We start from the raw sequence: 17,647 nt of genomic DNA, 5'->3' as shown, positions 1-17,647 counted from the left end.
CACTTGTTGTAATCGAATACGGCGCATCAATGCCGACGGCGCACAACCAATTATTTCACGACAACTGAGCGTAAGGGTTGTCTTAGTGGTGAACAACGCAGATGATATCGGTTTTTGGCTAATCAGATCGGAACAAAAGTGTTTCTTCCCAAGATAGCTAGTTACCACTGATGAGAGGCAGTTGGCGGACAGATTTCAACGGAATCACAAGCACAAAAAAAGACCCGCCCGATGAATCGGACGGGTTCGTTATCGAGGAACGACTCGTAAATCAGACCGTTGAACTGATATAGATCAACCGAACTTGCCTGAGGTCGAGGCTATGAGGAAGGCCGCGTAGGTGAGTACGTAACCAACCGAGAAGTGAGCAAGACCCACAACCCTTGCCTGGACAATCGAGAGAGCCACTGGCTTATCACGCCAACCCATCATGTTGGCGATAGGGCTGCGCTGATGAGCCCAAACGATGGTCTCAATCAGTTCCTGCCAATAACCTCTCCAGGAAATCAGGAACATGAAACCTGTCGCCCATACCAGGTGACCGAACAGGAACATCCAAGACCAAACGGCAAGGTTGTTGCTGCCAAAGGGGTTATACCCATTGATCAACTGGGAGGAATTCAGCCACAGGTAGTCGCGGAACCAACCCATGAGATAGGTGCTGGACTCGTTGAACTGAGCAACGTTGCCAGACCAGATCGCAAGGTGCTTCCAGTGCCAGTAGAAGGTGAGCCAACCCACCGTGTTCAAAGCCCAGAACACCGCGAGGTAGAACGCATCCCAAGCTGAGATGTCGCAGGTACCGCCACGGCCAGGGCCATCACAAGGGAAGGAGTAGCCGAAGTCTTTCTTGTCTGGCATCAGCTTGGAACCACGGGCATCCAACGCACCCTTCACAAGGATGAGGGTTGTGGTGTGGAGACCAAGAGCGATGGCATGGTGCACAAGGAAGTCACCAGGGCCAATCGGCAGGAACACATCGGTGTTGCCATTGATTGCCCCCATCCAACCGTCCATGTAAGCGGCATTGGCATTGGCAGCAGCGCCTCCAGCATTGGAGAGCAGCACGTCAAAGCCATAGATCGCTTTACCGGAAGCGGCTTGAACAAACTGGGCAAACACGGGCTCCACCAGGATCTGCTTCTCAGGTGTACCGAAGGCAACAACAACGTCGTTATGGACGTAGAGGCCCAAGGTATGGAACCCGAGGAAAAGAGATACCCAGCTCAAGTGGCTAATGATCGCTTCCTTGTGTTCGAGCATCCGAGCCAGGACGTTGTCCTTGTTGGCTTCGGGGTCGTAATCACGAATGAAGAAGATCGCACCGTGAGCGAAGGCACCGCACATCAAAGCGATGGCGATGTACTGGTGGTGGGTGTAGAGCGCTGCCGAGGTTGTGTAGTCCTTCGCGATGAAGGCATACGACGGCATCGCGTACATGTGCTGCGCCACCAAACTGGTCACCACGCCAAGAGAGGCGAGGGCCAAGCCCAACTGGAAGTGAAGGCTGTTGTTGATGGTGTCGTACAGGCCTTTATGGCCAGCACCCAAGTCCCCAGGAGTGCCCTTGGGGGGATTGTGGGTCTCGAGGATCTCCTTAATGGAGTGACCGATACCGAAATTGGTGCGGTACATGTGACCGGCAATCACGAATAAGCAACCAATCGCCAAATGGTGATGGGCAATATCCGTGAGCCAAAGAGCTTCTGTTTGAGGGTGAAAACCACCCAAGAAGGTCAAAATCGCAGTACCAGATCCTTCTGCACTTCCGAACACCTGATTCATGGAATCAGGGTTCTGGGCGTACACACCCCAGTTGCCGGTAAAGAACGGGCCAAGTCCTGCGGGATGAGGCATCACGCTGAGGAAATTGTCCCAACCGACGTGCTGACCACGGGACTCAGGGATCGCCACGTGAACCAGGTGACCGGTCCAAGCAATGGAGCTGAATCCAAAGAGAACAGCGAGGTGATGGTTCAAACGCGACTCAGCGTTTTTGAACCATGCAAGAGAAGGACGGAACTTGGGTTGCAGATGCAACCAACCAGCGAATAGGGCCCAAGCCGACAGGATCATCATGAAGATGGATCCTTGATACAGCTCGGCATTCGTGGTCATGCCGATCGTGTAAAACCAGTGATAAAGGCCTGAGTAGGCAATATTCACTGGGGAGGAAGCACCAGCTTGGGTAAAGGCGTCAATGGCGCCTTGACCAAAGTGGGGATCCCAAATTGCGTGAGCGATGGGGCGCACGTGCAGCGGGTCGGCGACCCACTGCTCGAAGTTGCCCTGCCAGGCGATGTGGAACAGGTTTCCCGAAACCCACAGGCCGATGATCGCGAGATGGCCGAAATGCGTGGAGAAGAGCTTTTGGTAAAGCCGCTCCTCCGTCATTCCGTCATGGCTCTCGAAGTCGTGAGCCGTGGCGATCCCGTACCAAATACGGCGGGTTGTCGGGTCCTGGGCCAGACCCTGGCTGAACGAAGGAAATTTCGTTGCCATAGAGGGAGAGGTCAGGTGAGGTCAGCCGACCACAAGAATGTGGGCGTGGAAGAAGGCCCAAGTGGTCGCAATACCACCCAAGAGGTAGTGGGCAACACCCACTGCACGGCCTTGGATGATCGAAAGCGCACGGGGCTGGATGGCGGGAGCCACCTTCAACTTGTTGTGGGCCCAAACAATGGACTCAATCAACTCCTGCCAATAGCCGCGGCCACTGAACAGGAACATCAGGCTGAACGCCCAGATGAAGTGCGCACCTAGGAACATGATTCCGTAGGCACTGGTGGAGGATCCATAGCTGTTGATCACCTGTACGGCCTGAGCCCAGAGGTAATCACGCAGCCAACCATTGATGGTGATGGCGCTCTGCGCAAAGTTTCCGTTGGTGATGTGCGCAACAGAACCATCCGCATTCACCGTCCCCCAAATATCGCTTTGCATCTTCCATGAGAAGTGGAAAATGACAATCGACAGGGAGTTGTACATCCAGAACAGGCCAAGGAACACGTGGTCCCAAGCCGACACTTGACATGTACCGCCACGGCCAGGGCCGTCGCAAGAGAAGCGGAAGCCGAGGTTCGCCTTGTCTGGAATCAGACGGGAACTACGGGCATACAGAACACCCTTCAGCAAGATCAACACCGTCACGTGAATCGTGAAGGCATGAATGTGGTGCACCATGAAATCAGCGGTGCCCAAAGGCATTGGAGCAGCCGCGACTTTTCCGCCGACAGCGACAACAGAACCGTTGAACACTTCACTCACGCCAGCAAGAGCGTTGGGCACAGTGCTACCCGCCGCGGCCGCGTGTGCGTTTTGAATCCACTGAGCAAAGATCGGCTGAATTGAAATCGCCTGATCGCTAAACATGTCCTGGGGACGCCCCAGGGCACGCATGGTGTCGTTGTGGATATAGAGGCCGAAGCTGTGGGCTCCAAGCCAGATGCACACCCAGTTGAGGTGGCTGATGATCGCATCGCGGGCCTTGAGCACGCGATCGAGCACGTTGTCGATGTGTTTTGCAGGGTCGTAATCACGAACCATGGCAATCGCGGCGTGGGCCGCACCACCAACAATCAAGAAGCCACCAATCCACATGTGATGGGTGAACAAACCGATCTGGGTGGGGTAATCGATAGCGATGTATGGATACGGGGGCATCGCATACATGTGCTGAGCAACAATGATGCTCACTGATCCACCAATCGCCAGGTTCACTGCCAACTGGGCGTGCCAGGAGGTGGTCATGAACTCATAGAGCCCATCGTGACCATTGGGTGCAGGGAACAGAAGGGGATCGCCTTTCTGACCTTCGTGGATCTCCTTGATGGAGTGACCAATACCCCAGTTGGTCCGGTACATGTGACCGGCAACGATGAACATCACTGCGATCGCCACATGGTGGTGGGCGATATCAGTCATCCAAAGGCTTCCAGTTACAGGATTCAACCCACCCTTGAAGGTAAGGAAGTCGCCATAGGCGGCCCAATTACCAGAGAAGAAGGCTGAAATCCCAGAACCAATGCCTGGATACAGCTGCGCCAACAAGTCCTGATTAAAGAACTCATGGGGCAAGGGGATGTCGGCCGCCGAAGCAATGGTGGTGCCGTTTAACACCAGCGGTTCGCCGGCATCAATGGCATCCATCAACTTGGTGACGGGGAGGGACACATGGATCAAGTGCCCAGCCCATGACAGAGAGCCAAGACCCAGCAGACCTGCCAGGTGGTGGTTCAGCATGGACTCAACGTTTTGGAACCACTCCAGCTTTGGTGCTGCTTTGTGGTAGTGGAAAACACCGGCATTGAGCATGAGGCCGGCCATCACCAACGCACCGATGGCCAAAGCCATGAGCTGGGTTTCGCTGGTGATGCCCCAAGACCTCCACATATGGAAGAGGCCTGAAGTGATTTGGATGCCGTTAAATCCGGCACCCATGTCACCATTCAGGATTTCCTGGCCAAAGATCGGCCACACCACTTGAGCACTGGGCTTCACGAGGGTGGGATCTGCAAGCCAACCGGAATAGTTGGAGAAGCGTGCGCCGTGGAAGAAGGCGCCGCTCAGCCAGATGAAAATGACGGCCAGATGGCCGAAATGGGCTGAGAAGATTCGCCGAGAGACCTCTTGAAGGTCACTCGTATGAGCGTCGAAATCGTGAGCGTTGGCGTGAAGGTTCCAAACCCAGGTTGTGGTTTTGGGACCCTTTGCGAGGGCTCGGTCGAAATGTCCGGGCTTGCCGAACAATTCAAAGGTTGCTGGATTGTCAACCTTTTCGACCTGGCTCTTCGCGTCACTCCCACGTTCAGGTGGGCTGATGGTCATCGAGTCGTTCCTCGAGGGACGGGATCGAGGTGGTGGGCCACCCCTCCGGCGAACCGAAGCTCGTCGGGGCCCCGAGCACAGCTCCGCAAGGGAGTCGTGGCCGGGCGTCAATGCCTTAAAGGAAGCCGAAACCCCTTTACTGCACTGAAGCAGGGGCCCCAAAGAGGGGACCGCTGAAAAAAGCATAGGGGCAGACGATGACCATTCCCCGCCTGAGTTACAAAGGTTCAATCCTGCTGTTCACCAGTCAGTGACAGGGCTCTGTAGAACCCCAATAAGCAAGCTAAATCGAGAAAAGAAGCAATTGTTTCACACAATTCAGTGCAATTAATCACCCTGTTTAACAACAACTCTTTTCAATGGCGTCCCGCCCGTCAAAATGAACCCACTGCACTGACCCTCCATGTCACGCCCGGGCCTGATGCCAATCATGGGGTTGCTGATGGCGATGCTGCTCATCACAGGCATGCCAGTCGAAGGCTTGGCCCTTCCAAGCTGGCCGCTCCAAAGGGGCAGTCATCAAGAAACATCCTTATCGAGCCAATCACCGTCGGGACGGTTACAGGAGGTTGCCCCCCCTGGTGCGGTGCAACAACTGCGCGAAAAGCTGCAGCGATATCAACCAAACCTGCGTCTCGTAAGCCCAACTGACGACAGTGTGATCAACGCCGATAGCGTCGATTTCGTCCTGGACGTGAGGGACTGGCCAGTCAGCCGTGATCTCGAACTTGGTCTTGGGCCTCACGTGGTGGTTCAAATCGACAATCAACCGCAACGTCGGCTGGACTCACTCGAAGGGAATCGCGTACGTCTTCAAATCGACGGCCTCTCTGCTGGGAGCCATCGGTTCAGCGCCTGGGCTGCATATCCCTGGGGGGAAGCCGTCAAAAATCCCGGAGCAAATCTCCAAGGACGATTCCACCTATGGCAACGGGTGGAAGGTACACAGCCGGAGAACGACGCGCCATGGCTTGTTCCCGTGACAACTTCGGACAATCCAGCCGTCCAACCCTTGCTTTTGGACTGGATCATCTGGAATGCTCCGCTCCAAAACTTGCGGGATGGTGACGGTCGCTGGAGGCTGCGGCTCAGCGTGGATGGCGACAGTTTTTTAGTGGATCAGCAAGATGCCCTTTGGCTGAAGGGCTCCGCCTCCAGCGCTGGGAGCTTGGTGCAAATGGAGCTTTTAAACGGAGTCGGCGAACCGATCACACCAGAATTCAACAACCAATTGATCCATCAATCGGGCAAGAAAACGGCACCCCCAACGTGGCTAAAAGCACGCTTAACGGAGGAAGAGCTCGCGCGGCTCAGCGGAACACCTCTCATACCCGCCGCAGACTTGGTACCAGAGGCAAAGGCTGCTGCAGAGTCAAAGGCTGAGCCAACAGCGAAGAAGGAAACAAAACCAGAAGACCAAGACCAGCCAGTTGTCACGGCGGAAAGCCTGACTGAATTGCTCAACGAAGACGAGGCCATAGCTTCGCCAAAGGCAAAGGCTGCTCCAAAGTCAAAGTCCGAAAAAGTGGAAAAGACCGACGATGGGCCCAGTGATGGGGCCATGGTCCCCATGGGATCGAACCCAACCCCAAGACTGAAGACTGAGGCGTTGGTCGATGCGCAGGACACAACAGACGACACCGAGCAATCCGACTTCGAACAAGAGCCTGACGTCGCCAACGAAGAGATCGCTCCCCCACCGGAGCCAACAGCAACTGAGCCAGCAGCAAAAGATTCGATATCAAAGGCTCCAAGGTCAGCAGACGATCAAGCTCCACCTCCGATCAGTGAAAAACCATCCATGCCTGTTCCTTCTGCATCAGAAGAGCGCCTCATTCCGACCAGTCGCCTGGGAGGATCAGCACGAGAGTTGCTGAATGATGACGGCAGCTTGCGCAAGCCCTGAACAGGTCCTGAAGCCCTGACTACTACTTCTGATGTCGAGTTTGCGGGCTTTGGCCTTTCCTCAAGCAGCGACGCCCTCCTACAACGACTCGCTGATCAAGGCCACATCCAACGCGTCATTCCGCATGATGCCGATCTGAAGTCTGAGCTTGCCCATCAATGGCAATCCGGCCAAGGAGTGCTTGTGGTGGGGGCGATCGGAGCCGTCACTCGGTTGATTGCTCCCCTGATTCAAGGAAAAAGCATCGACCCTGCGGTATTGGTTCTTGATCCAAAAGGGGACTACGTGATCCCACTGCTTGGTGGCCATAGCAGTGGGGCCGATCAACGCGCGCTGGAAATAGCCGCGAAAATAGGAGGAACGGCCGTGATCACAGGCGCTTGCTCCCACGAGCAACGCATTCCAATCGACTGTTTTGGAGAAGGCTGGGGTTGGCGCCGCAGCGGAACGGTGGAAGCTTGGCGGCAACTGATGAAAGATCAAGCCAACAAAAAGGTCTTACAAATCAGACAAACCAGCGGTCCACAACATTGGCTGAAAACTTCTGTGCGATCCAGGGTCGATCTCGTTGAAACAGGCCATTGCGACCTTTCCATCGGCCCCCAACAACACAGCGGTTGCTCGTGGCATCCGCCGACGCTTTGGATCGGCTTGGGCTGCGAACGCAACACGAGCAAAAGCCTCATCCATCGAGCGATCGGCCAATCGCTTAATGACGCGGGATTCGCCATCGAAGCGATTGCCGGATTAGCAACTGCAGATCGCAAGGCAGATGAGCCGGCACTACTCGATCTTTGCCATGACTACGACTGGCCATTACGCACTTACAAGGCTGAACAACTAGCAGTCATTCCTGTTCCAACTCCGTCTGAGGCAGTGCAAAAGGAAATGGGCACAGCATCCGTGGCCGAAGCAGCTGCTCTTCTCACAGCAGGGGGTAGCGGAACACTCCGTCAGAGCAAACGCATTCACCATGCGCATGAGTCGGAGCAAGGAGCCGTCACGATTGCCATTGCGGAGAGTGCGGTGCCAATGGCTCCGCATCGCGGAGAACTCCATCTCATTGGAAGTGGTCCTGGAGATCCAGCTTTGATGAGTGGTGATGCCACCAGCGCATTGAGACGCTGCACAGCCTGGGTGGGATACGAGCTGTATCTCGATTTGCTGGAACCCCTACGACGGCCGAATCAAATTCGATTCGATGGACAACTCACCAAGGAGTGGGATCGATGTTCGCAAGCACTCGAACTGGCAAGCCAAGGAGCAAAAGTTGCTCTGATCTCCTCAGGAGACAGTGGGATTTACGGCATGGCAGGTCTCGCCCTCGAACTCTGGCTTCAAAAACCAGAGGCCACTCGGCCTCATTTCCAAATGCACCCAGGCATTTCAGCACTGCAACTGGCGGCGGCAAAAAGCGGCGCACCACTAATGCACGACTTCTGCACGATCAGCCTCAGCGATCGACTCACGCCCTGGGACGTCATTGAACGACGGATCCAAGGAGCAGGGCTCGGAGATTTCGTGATTGCTCTCTACAACCCACGGTCAAAAGGAAGGGCCTGGCAATTCGGAAGGGCAACGGAGATCTTGCTTGAACATCGAGAACGTTCAACCCCTGTGGCGATCGCTCGGCAACTCGGCCGAGACAACGAGCAGATTCGACTTACCACTCTTGGCGAGGTCAACCCAGAGCAGATCGACATGCTCACAGTGGTGTTGGTCGGAAACAGCAGCAGTTACAGCAAGGATGGACGCATGGTGACCCCCAGAGGATATCCAGGTGCCGAACTCAGCTAACCGGTAAAAACAATTCCAGCGAAGGAGTAGCAACAAATATCACGAGCATCTGCAAGATTTAAAAGGCTCGGAAACTCAGCCAAAGCAATGATTGAAATCAAGTATGAATAACCAATGAAAATCTCAGAACATGAACGTTCTTTTGCAAGAACACATCATTTAACAGACATTAGAAATTGGTGTCTCAGCACAATATCGATGCATTCCTTAGCCGGAGATCACGAGACCGCTCAAGCACTAACAAATGAGCACATGGAGCTACTTAAACAAGTCGATTTATCACAGGTGTTATGGATAACCGGCAAGACGATTGATCGCTAGAGCTTGAGGCAAAACGAAACGACTCAGATCTAACCCAACAGAACGTCGAAACAACAATCACAAAAAGCAAAGGGAAAGCAAGTCGTGATATAACCATCCAAGACGACATCAATTAACAAAGACATTAATGGCACAAGAAAGAGTTGGCTCAGGCACTGATGACACCTCACTACGTATCAATTGCAACAAGCACGAATGGCAATAAGCACAAGCGGAGGCGAACGCAAGGGGCAGCCCAAGCCGTGCTCACTGCAAGCAGGACAGAGACTCATTCTGACCAAGCCAAATCACAATTGGCCAACAACAATCGTTGCCGAGCAAGGAATAATCCGATTATCGACCATTGAAAATGAAAGCCATCCGGAAATCACGGTTGCGCTTATGTCTTCATTAGATGACTGCAAATTCTGCCATCCCGACTCACAAAATCTACAAATCGAAGCGATAACAGACTGTATTATCAAGATCAACAATGAACAAAAAGCCCATACTTCCAACGATGACTTTCTCCAGGAATGGATTTTTAGACTTTATACAGTAAGACATCCGATCAAATCAGAAGATCGGCTCAAGTCTTTACTCCGACTTTTAATTATCAGGCTTGGAAAAAGAACCCAAGAAGGATACAAGCTTCAATTCTTACTATCTCATTCTCGACTCGCAGAGATGATTGGTACGACAAGGTCAACAGTGAGCCGATCGCTCGGAGCACTCAAGGAGAAGGGAATTATTTCGATCGATGAAATGAAAGAAGAACTCGTCGTCAAAGATTCAGAACTAATCCCGACCACAGCGACAAGAGTTACCCTTCCACTTTGAACATTTGGACTTTTTACAGCCTTTTTTTTTGCTTACCTTAGTCAGATTATTTTTAGGATTTGTGGAGGCGTTCATTCAGCCAGCAACTCCTACTGCTGTTCTCGATACCTAAGTTACAAGACCCTGGCCTTCGCATAAAAATGGGCCACAGACCAATGAAAGAAAAGCACTTCAGGATGAATCAATCGGCACATCCATCACGGTGTCCGCGGGAATAGCGAGCCTTGGGAGCGCTAAAAGGAACTTGAAGAACGATCAAATGAAACATTGAATTATGGGGTTTTGTTACGTCGAATACCTTCTGAACAAATCAAAATGATCAAGCCCAAGTTTTTGGGCACTTCCTGTGTGAGGAACTATTCAATGAAGCTTTTCCAGCAAATGCTGGTGGCTCCTGCCGCCCTGGGCCTTCTGGCCTCCGGCGCCAATGCCGCCGAGCTCAACATCAACGGCGTTTCTGACTATGCGGCTTCTGCCGATCAAGTCACCAGCGTTACCCAATTCTCCGACGTTTACCCAACTGACTGGGCCTATCAGGCGCTCAGCAACTTGGTTGAGCAGTACGGCTGCGTCGCTGGTTACCCCAACGGCACCTTCCGCGGCAACCGGGCGATGACCCGTTACGAGGCTGCAGCACTGCTGAACGCATGTCTCGACCGCATCACTGAAGTCACCGACGAACTGCGTCGCCTTCTTGAAGAATTCGAAACCGAGCTCGCCATCCTCCGCGGACGCGTTGACGGCCTCGAAGCTCGTGTTGGCGAACTGGAAGCAACCCAGTTCTCCACCACCACCAAGTTGCAAGGCCAAGCCGATTTCTTCCTTGGCGCTGTCACATACGAAGACCGCAACAAGTGCAACAACAAGGGCGGTGATTGCAACAGCGACGGCACCAACATGTCGTACCGCTACACACTCAACCTGAACACATCCTTCACCGGCAAGGATCGCTTGTATACCCGTCTGCGCGCGGGCAACATGGCGAACGTCTGGACACAAACAGATTCCTACCTGGCTGACGCCAAGAAAGGGGATAACACCCTGAAAATTGACAAGCTCTGGTATACGTTCCCGATCGGTTCTGAGTTCACCGCCACCATTGGTGCGCTGGTTGAGAACTACTACATGATCGAGACACCAACGCGCTACAAGCCCATCCTCAAAGCATTCAAGCTTGGTGGATACGGTTCTGTCTTGGGTGCAAGCACAGGCCAAGGCTTCGGTCTTCAGTGGCGTCAAGACGTTGATCCAGGTGAAGCAGCTTTAAACATTGCTGCTAACTACGTAGCCGACGGCGGCGACGGTGCCAAGAGCGACCCTAAAGAAGGCATGTTCGGTGAAAACACCGATGCTTACTTCTTAAGCCAAGTGGGCTACGGAAATCGCCAGTGGCATGTTTCAGCGCTTTATTCGCTGAAAAATGCAGGCCAGCACTGTGCTGTAGAAAACGCTAGAGGCCGATGCATTGAAACCAGCAGCGGTGCAAAAGCTGCGATGGGTTATTCAACACCTTTAGCCAAGGATCTTGGCCATCCGATGCACGCCTTCGGTCTTCGTGGCTATTGGCAGCCCGAAGATTCTGGCTTCATTCCCACCATCAGTGCAGGTGTCGACTTCGGTTATGCCGAAGGTGAATACCGCGGCAATGCCGAAGCTCTGAAGGGCTGGATGGTTGGCCTCAACTGGAACGATGCATTCATCGAAGGCAACAAACTGGGACTGGGCTTCGGCTCTTACTCCAGCTACGCCACTGATGCCAAAGACGTATCGACAGGTGATGAAGCCAACTTCGCCATTGAGGGTTACTACGACTTCCAAGTCACTGACAACATCAAAATTACTCCTGCGATCTTCTGGGTTGACAACGCCTACGGCGAAGCTCAAACCAGCGGCCAGAATAAATTTGGTGGACTTGTAAAAACCACGTTCAAATTCTAGTTTAACGACTAGTTCTTGATTGGTTTGACTCATAACCAAAGCGCCCTTTATGGGCGCTTTTTTGTGGGGCAACAAATATCAGCCAGTGCAATGCCGCCTACTAAAAGACAAGACGAACAACGGAATAGCTATACTAAAAAGAAGATAGCAAAAAGAAAAGCGCCCGCAGGCGCTTATCAAATGGATTATTGATCCGAAAAGACAAACATTTATCGTTTAAGGCTACCAGCAGTTTTCGCCTTCACCAATGGGAACGCAAACATCTTCAGCTATCGCTTTTTTCTTCAAGGCTTTTGCGTCGGAATCGGGAATACTCTTTGCGTCCACCGCCTGATCAGTCGACCATTCTTGGAGACCGCCAGCCGATTGAGCATGAGCAACGACACCTGAAGAGGCGGAAGCCATAAGCAATGATGTAGCAGCTAGAAACACAGATACAGGCGACGTCTTGGCCATGTTCAATGGGTAAAAATCTATTATGAAAAAGGAGAGGAGAAGAAAGACAACATCAGACACTCCGGCGCGTAACAAAAAGCACTTTAGCGACCAGAGAGGCGTCTGACAGCATTGGCATACGATTGGAAGATTAAGTCCAACTCGTCTGAACGTCCGTGACGAGCCAACAACCCTTTCGCACCTGCATCTAAATTAAATAAAATCGATCGATCTTCAGTCGATTGAATATAACTTTCAATCCAACCAACACAGGCAAATCGGGCACCTCTTACAATGGGCTGTACACAATGCAGTGACGAGCTCGGATACAGAATGATATGCCCAGCAGGAAGCCGGATCTCCTTCGAACCCTGCAAAAGCTGAAATGTGAGCTCCCCCCCTTCATAGTCGGAAAGATCACTAAGAAAGAGGGTGAAAGAAATATCACGACGTCCATACTTCGAAAATGGATTATCAACATGCCATCCATATCCATCTCCTACTTCGCTACGAGAAATCAAGATGCTATGGACCTTACGAATCAAAGCGAAGCTCTTGAGGAGAGGACTAGCAATGATTTTTTGTTCAACATTCTCAGCAATCAATTTTGCCAAAGGTGACGACGGATCAAGTTGATGATTTTGCTTCACAAGAGCTGCGTGCTCTCCGGCTGTGAGCCGACCATCAAGCCAAATCGACTCATGCTTGGTGAGTTCACTCTTCCACTGAAGGGTCTCTTCGAAACCCAAAAGCTCCGACGTCAGAAAATCCATGATGTGGGAAAAGAACAGAACACTGCGAAACAGGCTTGTATCATTTGATCCATGAAACGGCGTAACATTCGACAGACCTAAAGGCCATCAATCAATAGGATCTTAAAAACAAGACGGTGTAATGGGTCAATCATCTTTATTGTTGGCAGTCTTAGCATTAGGGATGCCTCTAGCCAATACACTGCCTGGCATTGCTAAAGAAGTTCGCGTCTACTCAGGTCGGCACTACAATACAGATCGTCAGGTGTTTAAAACATTTAGTGAAAACACTGGCATTAAAGTTCGATTGATTGAAGCAACTGGCATCACTCTAATCGAAAGACTGAAACGCGAAGGCAAGAACTCAAACGCAGATGTCATCTTACTCGTTGATTCAGCACGCATTAACAATGCAGCAAAAGAAGGATTATTAGCACCTATACAATCCGAGCAAATTAAAAAAAATGTTCCTGCACGATATCGAGATCCCAACAATCGGTGGTTTGGTCTCACACGTCGCGTCAGGGCAGTCATTGTTAATCCCAAGCTCGTTGATCCAAGCAGTATCAAAACCTATGCAGACTTAGCCGAAGCAAATCTGAAAGGAAAACTATGCCTTCGTAAACGTAAGAATGTATACAACCAATCCCTTGTTGCAGATCAAATTGTCTTAAAGGGAGAAGCTAATGCAACAAACTGGGTGAAAGGAATGGTCAAGAATGTGAATCAGCCATTTTTTGGTGGAGACACATCTCTGATCAGAGCCGTCGGACAAGGAAAATGCGCTGTGGGTGTTGTTAATCACTATTACTTAGCCCGAATGCAAGCTGGTGCGAGCGGAGAAAATGATCAAAAGCTCACCCAGCCAATCAAGTTAATCATGCCGAATCCTGCCCATGTGAATATCAGTGCTGCCGGAATGGCAAAATCTGCCAAAAACAAAAAGGAAGCAATCGCATTAATTACTTTTCTAACATCACCAAAAGGCAGTTCATCGATCGCTGGACCAACATATGAATATCCTTTGAACGGTTTTGGAACATCGAGCCAGCTAAAGGCCTTTGGTCGCTTCAAACCAGACAACGTATCCATCAGTGAACTAGGAGAAACCCAAAAAAGAGCAATACAGATCATGGCCAACAGTGGATGGCGTTAAGAGCAGAAACCACAAAGTTGCTGTGACTGACGAGTGACTTCGCCATAGTTTCTGATAATGACTATCAATAAAGCAGGTGAAATTAACACCGCAACCATGCATTAATGATGCAATCGGTTATGTTGTTAAGACGATCAATAAGAGCTTTTGAAGATGACACAATCAACTGCAGCAACAACTTCCCTCAATACTGTTCTCGTTGGGCCTTCTGGGCGAGCTCTTGCTGAGCCCATAGCGAAGGATCTGCTCAACGGTCTGCAACATCATCTCAACATGGAGCGTCAAGCCCATGCCAACTATTTTGCAGCAGCTGTCTGGTTTGCAGAGCGCGAACTCAGAGGATTTGCACGTTATTTCCGCGAAGAATCACAAAGTGAACATGGACATGCCGCACAGTTTGCTGAATACTTAATTGCTCGTGGACAATCCGTCGATTTACAATCGCTTGAAGCACCAAATCAAGCGTGGGATTCTCCAGCAGATGTATTTGCAACATCATTTTTGATGGAAGCAGATATCACCGCCTCCCTCCATCAACTGTATGCACTTGGCGAACACGCATCAGACGTAAGAACGACCGTCTTCTTGGATCCCATGGTTGATCAACAAACCCAGGCCGAGAATGAGTTTGCCTATCTCCTCGGTCGTGTCCGCTTTGCGGGAGATGATAAGTCTGCATTGCTGATCATTGATAATGAGCTCTATCAAGGACAGCATCAACCAGCTGCGCTCAAAGATTAAAGTTAAACCTCTAGGCAACTCATAAAGGCTTGCATTTAAATAATGCAAGCCTTTTTAATTCCATAGAGCAATAAATACAGGCAGAATGCCTAATCAGTGAATCATTTAGCACGTCAAAACTTAACAATCAGTACCCGCGCACCTCTCAATATTCGCTGCATGGTGCGCGGTTGTTTTTATTGTATGAGTTGTGAATCGGTAATTTTTCACCAAGATGTATTTTTGCGCTTCATTCTTAAAGTCAAGAAGAAACATCTTAAAGATCGCCTTGTTATCAACTCTTTTAATTAATGCTGATAGCAAAGCGCACCAAAACTTCGATGAGATTCAACATGGATCAACCTATAGTTTGATTCAGGAACTCCAGAACGGAGGAAAGATCATCTATATGAGACATGCAACAACAAAGACTGACTGGGCCGATCAGGCATCAGCAGGATTATCACTTGATGATTGCTCGACCCAAAGAGAGCTAAGTACAGCAGGGAAATTACAAGCCACTCAAATTGGCAATTCACTTCGAAACCACAAGGTGCCGATAGGTCGTGTCATATCGAGCGAATATTGCCGAGCGATTGATACGGCACAACTTTCATTCGGAGAACATGAAACGAACAAAGCACTTAATTTTCTTCCATGCGAAGTATGCGCAGAAAGGGATAACGAGATCTATCGACAGAGACTTTTGCCCCTGCTTTCCCAATCTGTCGATCAAGAACAAAATCTAGTTTTAGTCGGTCACGATGACCCATTCGAAGCCGTTACGGGGATTTATCCAGAGCCTATGGGAATTCTCTTTATTATCGAACCAAAAGAGAAGCAGACTTTCAACATACTAGGATCAATTCATCCAGAAGACTTAATCAAGTTTCAACCCAACTGGAGAGACAAGAAATGATACAACCAAATACAAAGTCTAAAATTATTGACATTTACTTAGCCTCAATTACATCGAGAAAAATTACACATAAATCACATCTTTCAGTACTAAAGCTCTGCCAATCGGCCGACAGATCTGAAAAGAAACTCATAAAACACCTAGAGGCCAAAATAAAAAATGGAACAATTCAAGTGAAGGAAGAGGACGCCTGAATGACATCGTTAGAGGTATCATTCGAAACATCAGAATGTAGAAGGGTATAACTACCGCCTACATGCGCGAGCATACTAATAAAAATCGCATTTATAATGAGTCCATCACCGATCCTATGGATTGATTTACAGCCAACTCTTCACTGCTTTAATCAACGCCTTGCCAAGAGACTATCAAAAAATAGATTAGTAAAACGTTGGTCATTCCAACATGATTTAGATGAGGCGTGCAGCATAGAAACGATACATTCAATGATGCTTGAAACGATTAATGAGGGGAGAGAGAAATATCATCTAGCTGGGCATGGAATTAGCGGAGGGATAGCTCATCTATTTGCATGTAAATACCCCAAATTAGTACATTCAGCCACTTTACTATCAGCTGATACGACAATAACAAACCAATGGACATCTCATTATCTAGAAATGAGAAGTCAGCTCCCATGTGGCCGAGAGAGAATTTTATCTCATCTTTCTTCTCAACTGTTTGGGAGTGACTTGTCTAGGAAGTTTCCTATTTTTGCATCACTGCTCGCAAAGTGCTTAGATGAAGAATACATTCTTGGATCGATCGCCTCTCAAATCAAACGGGGAAGATTCAAAGCATCAGATATCCCAACACTCGTTATCAATGGGAATGACGACTTCGTCATCGATCGAACGGCCCACACCCGATGGAGCGAACAACTGAAGCCTGGTGACCACTATCGCGCAATAGAGAATGCTCGTCATTTCTTTCACCACCAGGAAGCAAAGCAAACTGCAGACGTTATTGAGTCATTCCTAGACATGGTTCCCGAAGAGGAAATGAACAATAGTTTAACAATTAAAAGCGCCTACTCGCCTATCCAAATCTCCAAAAATGACTGACTTTATCGACTCAGACGTACTCATTGTTGGCGGAGGTCCTGCCGGATGTGCATGCGCTCTATACACAGCAAGATCATCAATCAAAACACAAATCCTTGATAAAAATCCTGCAGTGGGTGCCTTGGCCATCACCCATCAGATCGCCAATTATCCAGGGGTAACAGGAGCTATATCAGGAGCAGATCTATTAAAGTCAATGCGAGATCAAGCCGTGGGCTATGGAGCCGACTATCAACAGGCTCAGGTATACGGTATCGATCTAAGCTCAGATAAAAAGATTGTATATACGCCCGAAGGAACATTTCGAGGGAAGACTCTTGTTTTAGCAACGGGAGCAATGGGACGTGCATCTACACTTCCCGGCGAAAGTGAATATCTTGGTCGAGGAGTTAGTTATTGCGCCACATGTGATGCTGCCTTCTATAAACAACAAGAGGTGGCTGTCTATGGGTCAAATCAAGAAGCAATTGATGAGGCTTTGGTATTAATTAAGTTTGCATCTAAAGTTCATTGGATCACGAAGAGTAAACCTAGGCCTTCGATACAAGGTGTCGAGACGTTAATGAACTCTCCAAACATTCAGTGGTGGAAGCGTACACAACTGATGGAGATAGAAGGTGATGATTCAGGAGTTAATCAGATCAAAATCTTGGCGAGCGGACAACAAGAGCCGCAAATATTAAAAACCAACGGAGTCTTCGTTTATTCAACTGGATCCATGCCAATTACTGAGTATTTACAAGGCCAGATTCCCTTAAATAATGAAGGTGGGGTTCAAGTCGATGAAAACATGAAAACCAATCTTGATGGTGTTTGGGCCATCGGCGATATTAGAAATACTCCATTTAAGCAAGCCGTCGTTGCCTGCTCTGATGGATGCATTGCTGCAATGTCGATTGACAAATACTTAAATCAGCGCAAGGAGATTCGTGTGGACTGGGTTCACCGATAAAGAACTTGCATTCATCACAAGATCTTTATCGGCCTATCAAT

14 protein-coding genes are annotated in these 17,647 nt (G+C 50.0%); 10 read left to right on the top strand and 4 right to left on the bottom strand.

From position 1 onward, the window contains the following. Positions 1 to 294: 294 nt before the first annotated feature. Together psaB and psaA are read right to left on the bottom strand one after the other, a co-directional pair. Positions 295 to 2,502 carry a photosystem I core protein PsaB gene (gene psaB, locus BL107_RS03520; RefSeq protein ID WP_009788898.1) on the bottom strand — a complete coding sequence of 736 codons (2,208 nt, stop codon included), beginning with the start codon at positions 2,500 to 2,502 and terminating at the stop codon, positions 295 to 297. Between the two features lie 21 nt (positions 2,503 to 2,523). Next, positions 2,524 to 4,827, bottom strand: coding sequence for a photosystem I core protein PsaA (psaA, locus tag BL107_RS03515; RefSeq protein WP_009788897.1), 2,304 nt, complete (start codon positions 4,825 to 4,827; stop codon positions 2,524 to 2,526). Between psaA and BL107_RS12565 the strand changes: the two genes are divergently transcribed. The 5 genes from BL107_RS12565 to BL107_RS03495 all read left to right on the top strand — a co-directional run bounded on the left by BL107_RS12565 (position 4,820) and on the right by BL107_RS03495 (position 11,608). Continuing rightward, a complete protein-coding gene (locus tag BL107_RS12565; RefSeq protein WP_156779376.1) occupies positions 4,820 to 4,975 on the top strand; it encodes a hypothetical protein in 156 nt (51 codons plus the stop codon). The genes psaA and BL107_RS12565 overlap by 8 nt on opposite strands. A 255-nt stretch (positions 4,976 to 5,230) precedes the next feature. Next, positions 5,231 to 6,733 carry a hypothetical protein gene (locus BL107_RS03510; RefSeq protein WP_009788896.1) on the top strand — a complete coding sequence of 501 codons (1,503 nt, stop codon included), beginning with the start codon at positions 5,231 to 5,233 and terminating at the stop codon, positions 6,731 to 6,733. A gap of 135 nt (positions 6,734 to 6,868) precedes the next feature. Further along, positions 6,869 to 8,530, top strand: a complete 1,662-nt coding sequence (gene cobJ / locus BL107_RS03505) for a precorrin-3B C(17)-methyltransferase (RefSeq protein ID WP_198002354.1) — start codon at positions 6,869 to 6,871, stop codon at positions 8,528 to 8,530. A gap of 516 nt (positions 8,531 to 9,046) precedes the next feature. Next, positions 9,047 to 9,670, top strand: a complete 624-nt coding sequence (locus tag BL107_RS03500) for a helix-turn-helix domain-containing protein (protein ID WP_009788893.1) — start codon at positions 9,047 to 9,049, stop codon at positions 9,668 to 9,670. A gap of 363 nt (positions 9,671 to 10,033) precedes the next feature. After that, positions 10,034 to 11,608 carry an iron uptake porin gene (locus BL107_RS03495; protein WP_009788892.1) on the top strand — a complete coding sequence of 525 codons (1,575 nt, stop codon included), beginning with the start codon at positions 10,034 to 10,036 and terminating at the stop codon, positions 11,606 to 11,608. Between the two features lie 222 nt (positions 11,609 to 11,830). On the opposite strand, the gene BL107_RS03490 is transcribed toward BL107_RS03495, so the two are convergent. Continuing rightward, positions 11,831 to 12,064, bottom strand: a complete 234-nt coding sequence (locus BL107_RS03490; RefSeq protein ID WP_037988729.1) for a hypothetical protein — start codon at positions 12,062 to 12,064, stop codon at positions 11,831 to 11,833. 83 nt (positions 12,065 to 12,147) lie between these two features. After that, on the bottom strand, positions 12,148 to 12,816 hold the full coding sequence (locus BL107_RS03485; RefSeq protein ID WP_009788890.1) for a Fe2+-dependent dioxygenase: 669 nt from the start codon (positions 12,814 to 12,816) through the stop codon (positions 12,148 to 12,150). 121 nt (positions 12,817 to 12,937) lie between these two features. Here BL107_RS03485 and BL107_RS03480 point away from each other — a divergent pair, with 121 nt between their 5' ends. The 5 genes from BL107_RS03480 (at position 12,938) to BL107_RS03455 (ending at position 17,606) form a co-directional block, all read left to right on the top strand. After that, positions 12,938 to 13,951 (top strand): extracellular solute-binding protein, encoded by a 1,014-nt coding sequence (locus BL107_RS03480; RefSeq protein WP_037988000.1) that lies wholly within the window; start codon positions 12,938 to 12,940, stop codon positions 13,949 to 13,951. A gap of 153 nt (positions 13,952 to 14,104) precedes the next feature. Beyond that, positions 14,105 to 14,692, top strand: coding sequence for a ferritin (locus BL107_RS03475; RefSeq protein WP_009788888.1), 588 nt, complete (start codon positions 14,105 to 14,107; stop codon positions 14,690 to 14,692). A 214-nt stretch (positions 14,693 to 14,906) separates the two neighbouring features. Then, positions 14,907 to 15,590, top strand: a complete 684-nt coding sequence (locus BL107_RS03470) for a histidine phosphatase family protein (RefSeq protein ID WP_009788887.1) — start codon at positions 14,907 to 14,909, stop codon at positions 15,588 to 15,590. A 290-nt stretch (positions 15,591 to 15,880) separates the two neighbouring features. Further along, positions 15,881 to 16,654, top strand: a complete 774-nt coding sequence (locus tag BL107_RS03460; RefSeq protein WP_037987998.1) for an alpha/beta fold hydrolase — start codon at positions 15,881 to 15,883, stop codon at positions 16,652 to 16,654. Further along, a complete protein-coding gene (locus tag BL107_RS03455; RefSeq protein ID WP_009788884.1) occupies positions 16,647 to 17,606 on the top strand; it encodes an NAD(P)/FAD-dependent oxidoreductase in 960 nt (319 codons plus the stop codon). Before BL107_RS03460 ends, BL107_RS03455 begins: the two co-directional genes overlap by 8 nt. The last annotated feature ends 41 nt before the right edge of the window (positions 17,607 to 17,647 follow it).

It is taken from the genome of Synechococcus sp. BL107 (assembly GCF_000153805.1).
Lineage (GTDB): Bacteria > Cyanobacteriota > Cyanobacteriia > PCC-6307 > Cyanobiaceae > Parasynechococcus.
This window is presented reverse-complemented; position numbering and strand designations above follow the sequence as displayed.

Bases quoted from the DNA above. Each gene is read 5' to 3' on its own strand.
- psaB (WP_009788898.1), bottom strand. From the start codon at position 2,502: ATGGCAACGAAATTTCCTTCGTTCAGCCAGGGTCTGGCCCAGGACCCG.
- BL107_RS12565 (WP_156779376.1), top strand. From the start codon at position 4,820: ATGGTCATCGAGTCGTTCCTCGAGGGACGGGATCGAGGTGGTGGGCCA.
- psaA (WP_009788897.1), bottom strand. From the start codon at position 4,827: ATGACCATCAGCCCACCTGAACGTGGGAGTGACGCGAAGAGCCAGGTC.
- BL107_RS03510 (WP_009788896.1), top strand. From the start codon at position 5,231: ATGTCACGCCCGGGCCTGATGCCAATCATGGGGTTGCTGATGGCGATG.
- BL107_RS03500 (WP_009788893.1), top strand. From the start codon at position 9,047: ATGGCAATAAGCACAAGCGGAGGCGAACGCAAGGGGCAGCCCAAGCCG.
- BL107_RS03495 (WP_009788892.1), top strand. From the start codon at position 10,034: ATGAAGCTTTTCCAGCAAATGCTGGTGGCTCCTGCCGCCCTGGGCCTT.
- BL107_RS03490 (WP_037988729.1), bottom strand. From the start codon at position 12,064: ATGGCCAAGACGTCGCCTGTATCTGTGTTTCTAGCTGCTACATCATTG.
- BL107_RS03485 (WP_009788890.1), bottom strand. From the start codon at position 12,816: ATGGATTTTCTGACGTCGGAGCTTTTGGGTTTCGAAGAGACCCTTCAG.
- BL107_RS03480 (WP_037988000.1), top strand. From the start codon at position 12,938: ATGGGTCAATCATCTTTATTGTTGGCAGTCTTAGCATTAGGGATGCCT.
- BL107_RS03475 (WP_009788888.1), top strand. From the start codon at position 14,105: ATGACACAATCAACTGCAGCAACAACTTCCCTCAATACTGTTCTCGTT.
- BL107_RS03470 (WP_009788887.1), top strand. From the start codon at position 14,907: ATGTATTTTTGCGCTTCATTCTTAAAGTCAAGAAGAAACATCTTAAAG.
- BL107_RS03460 (WP_037987998.1), top strand. From the start codon at position 15,881: ATGAGTCCATCACCGATCCTATGGATTGATTTACAGCCAACTCTTCAC.
- BL107_RS03455 (WP_009788884.1), top strand. From the start codon at position 16,647: ATGACTGACTTTATCGACTCAGACGTACTCATTGTTGGCGGAGGTCCT.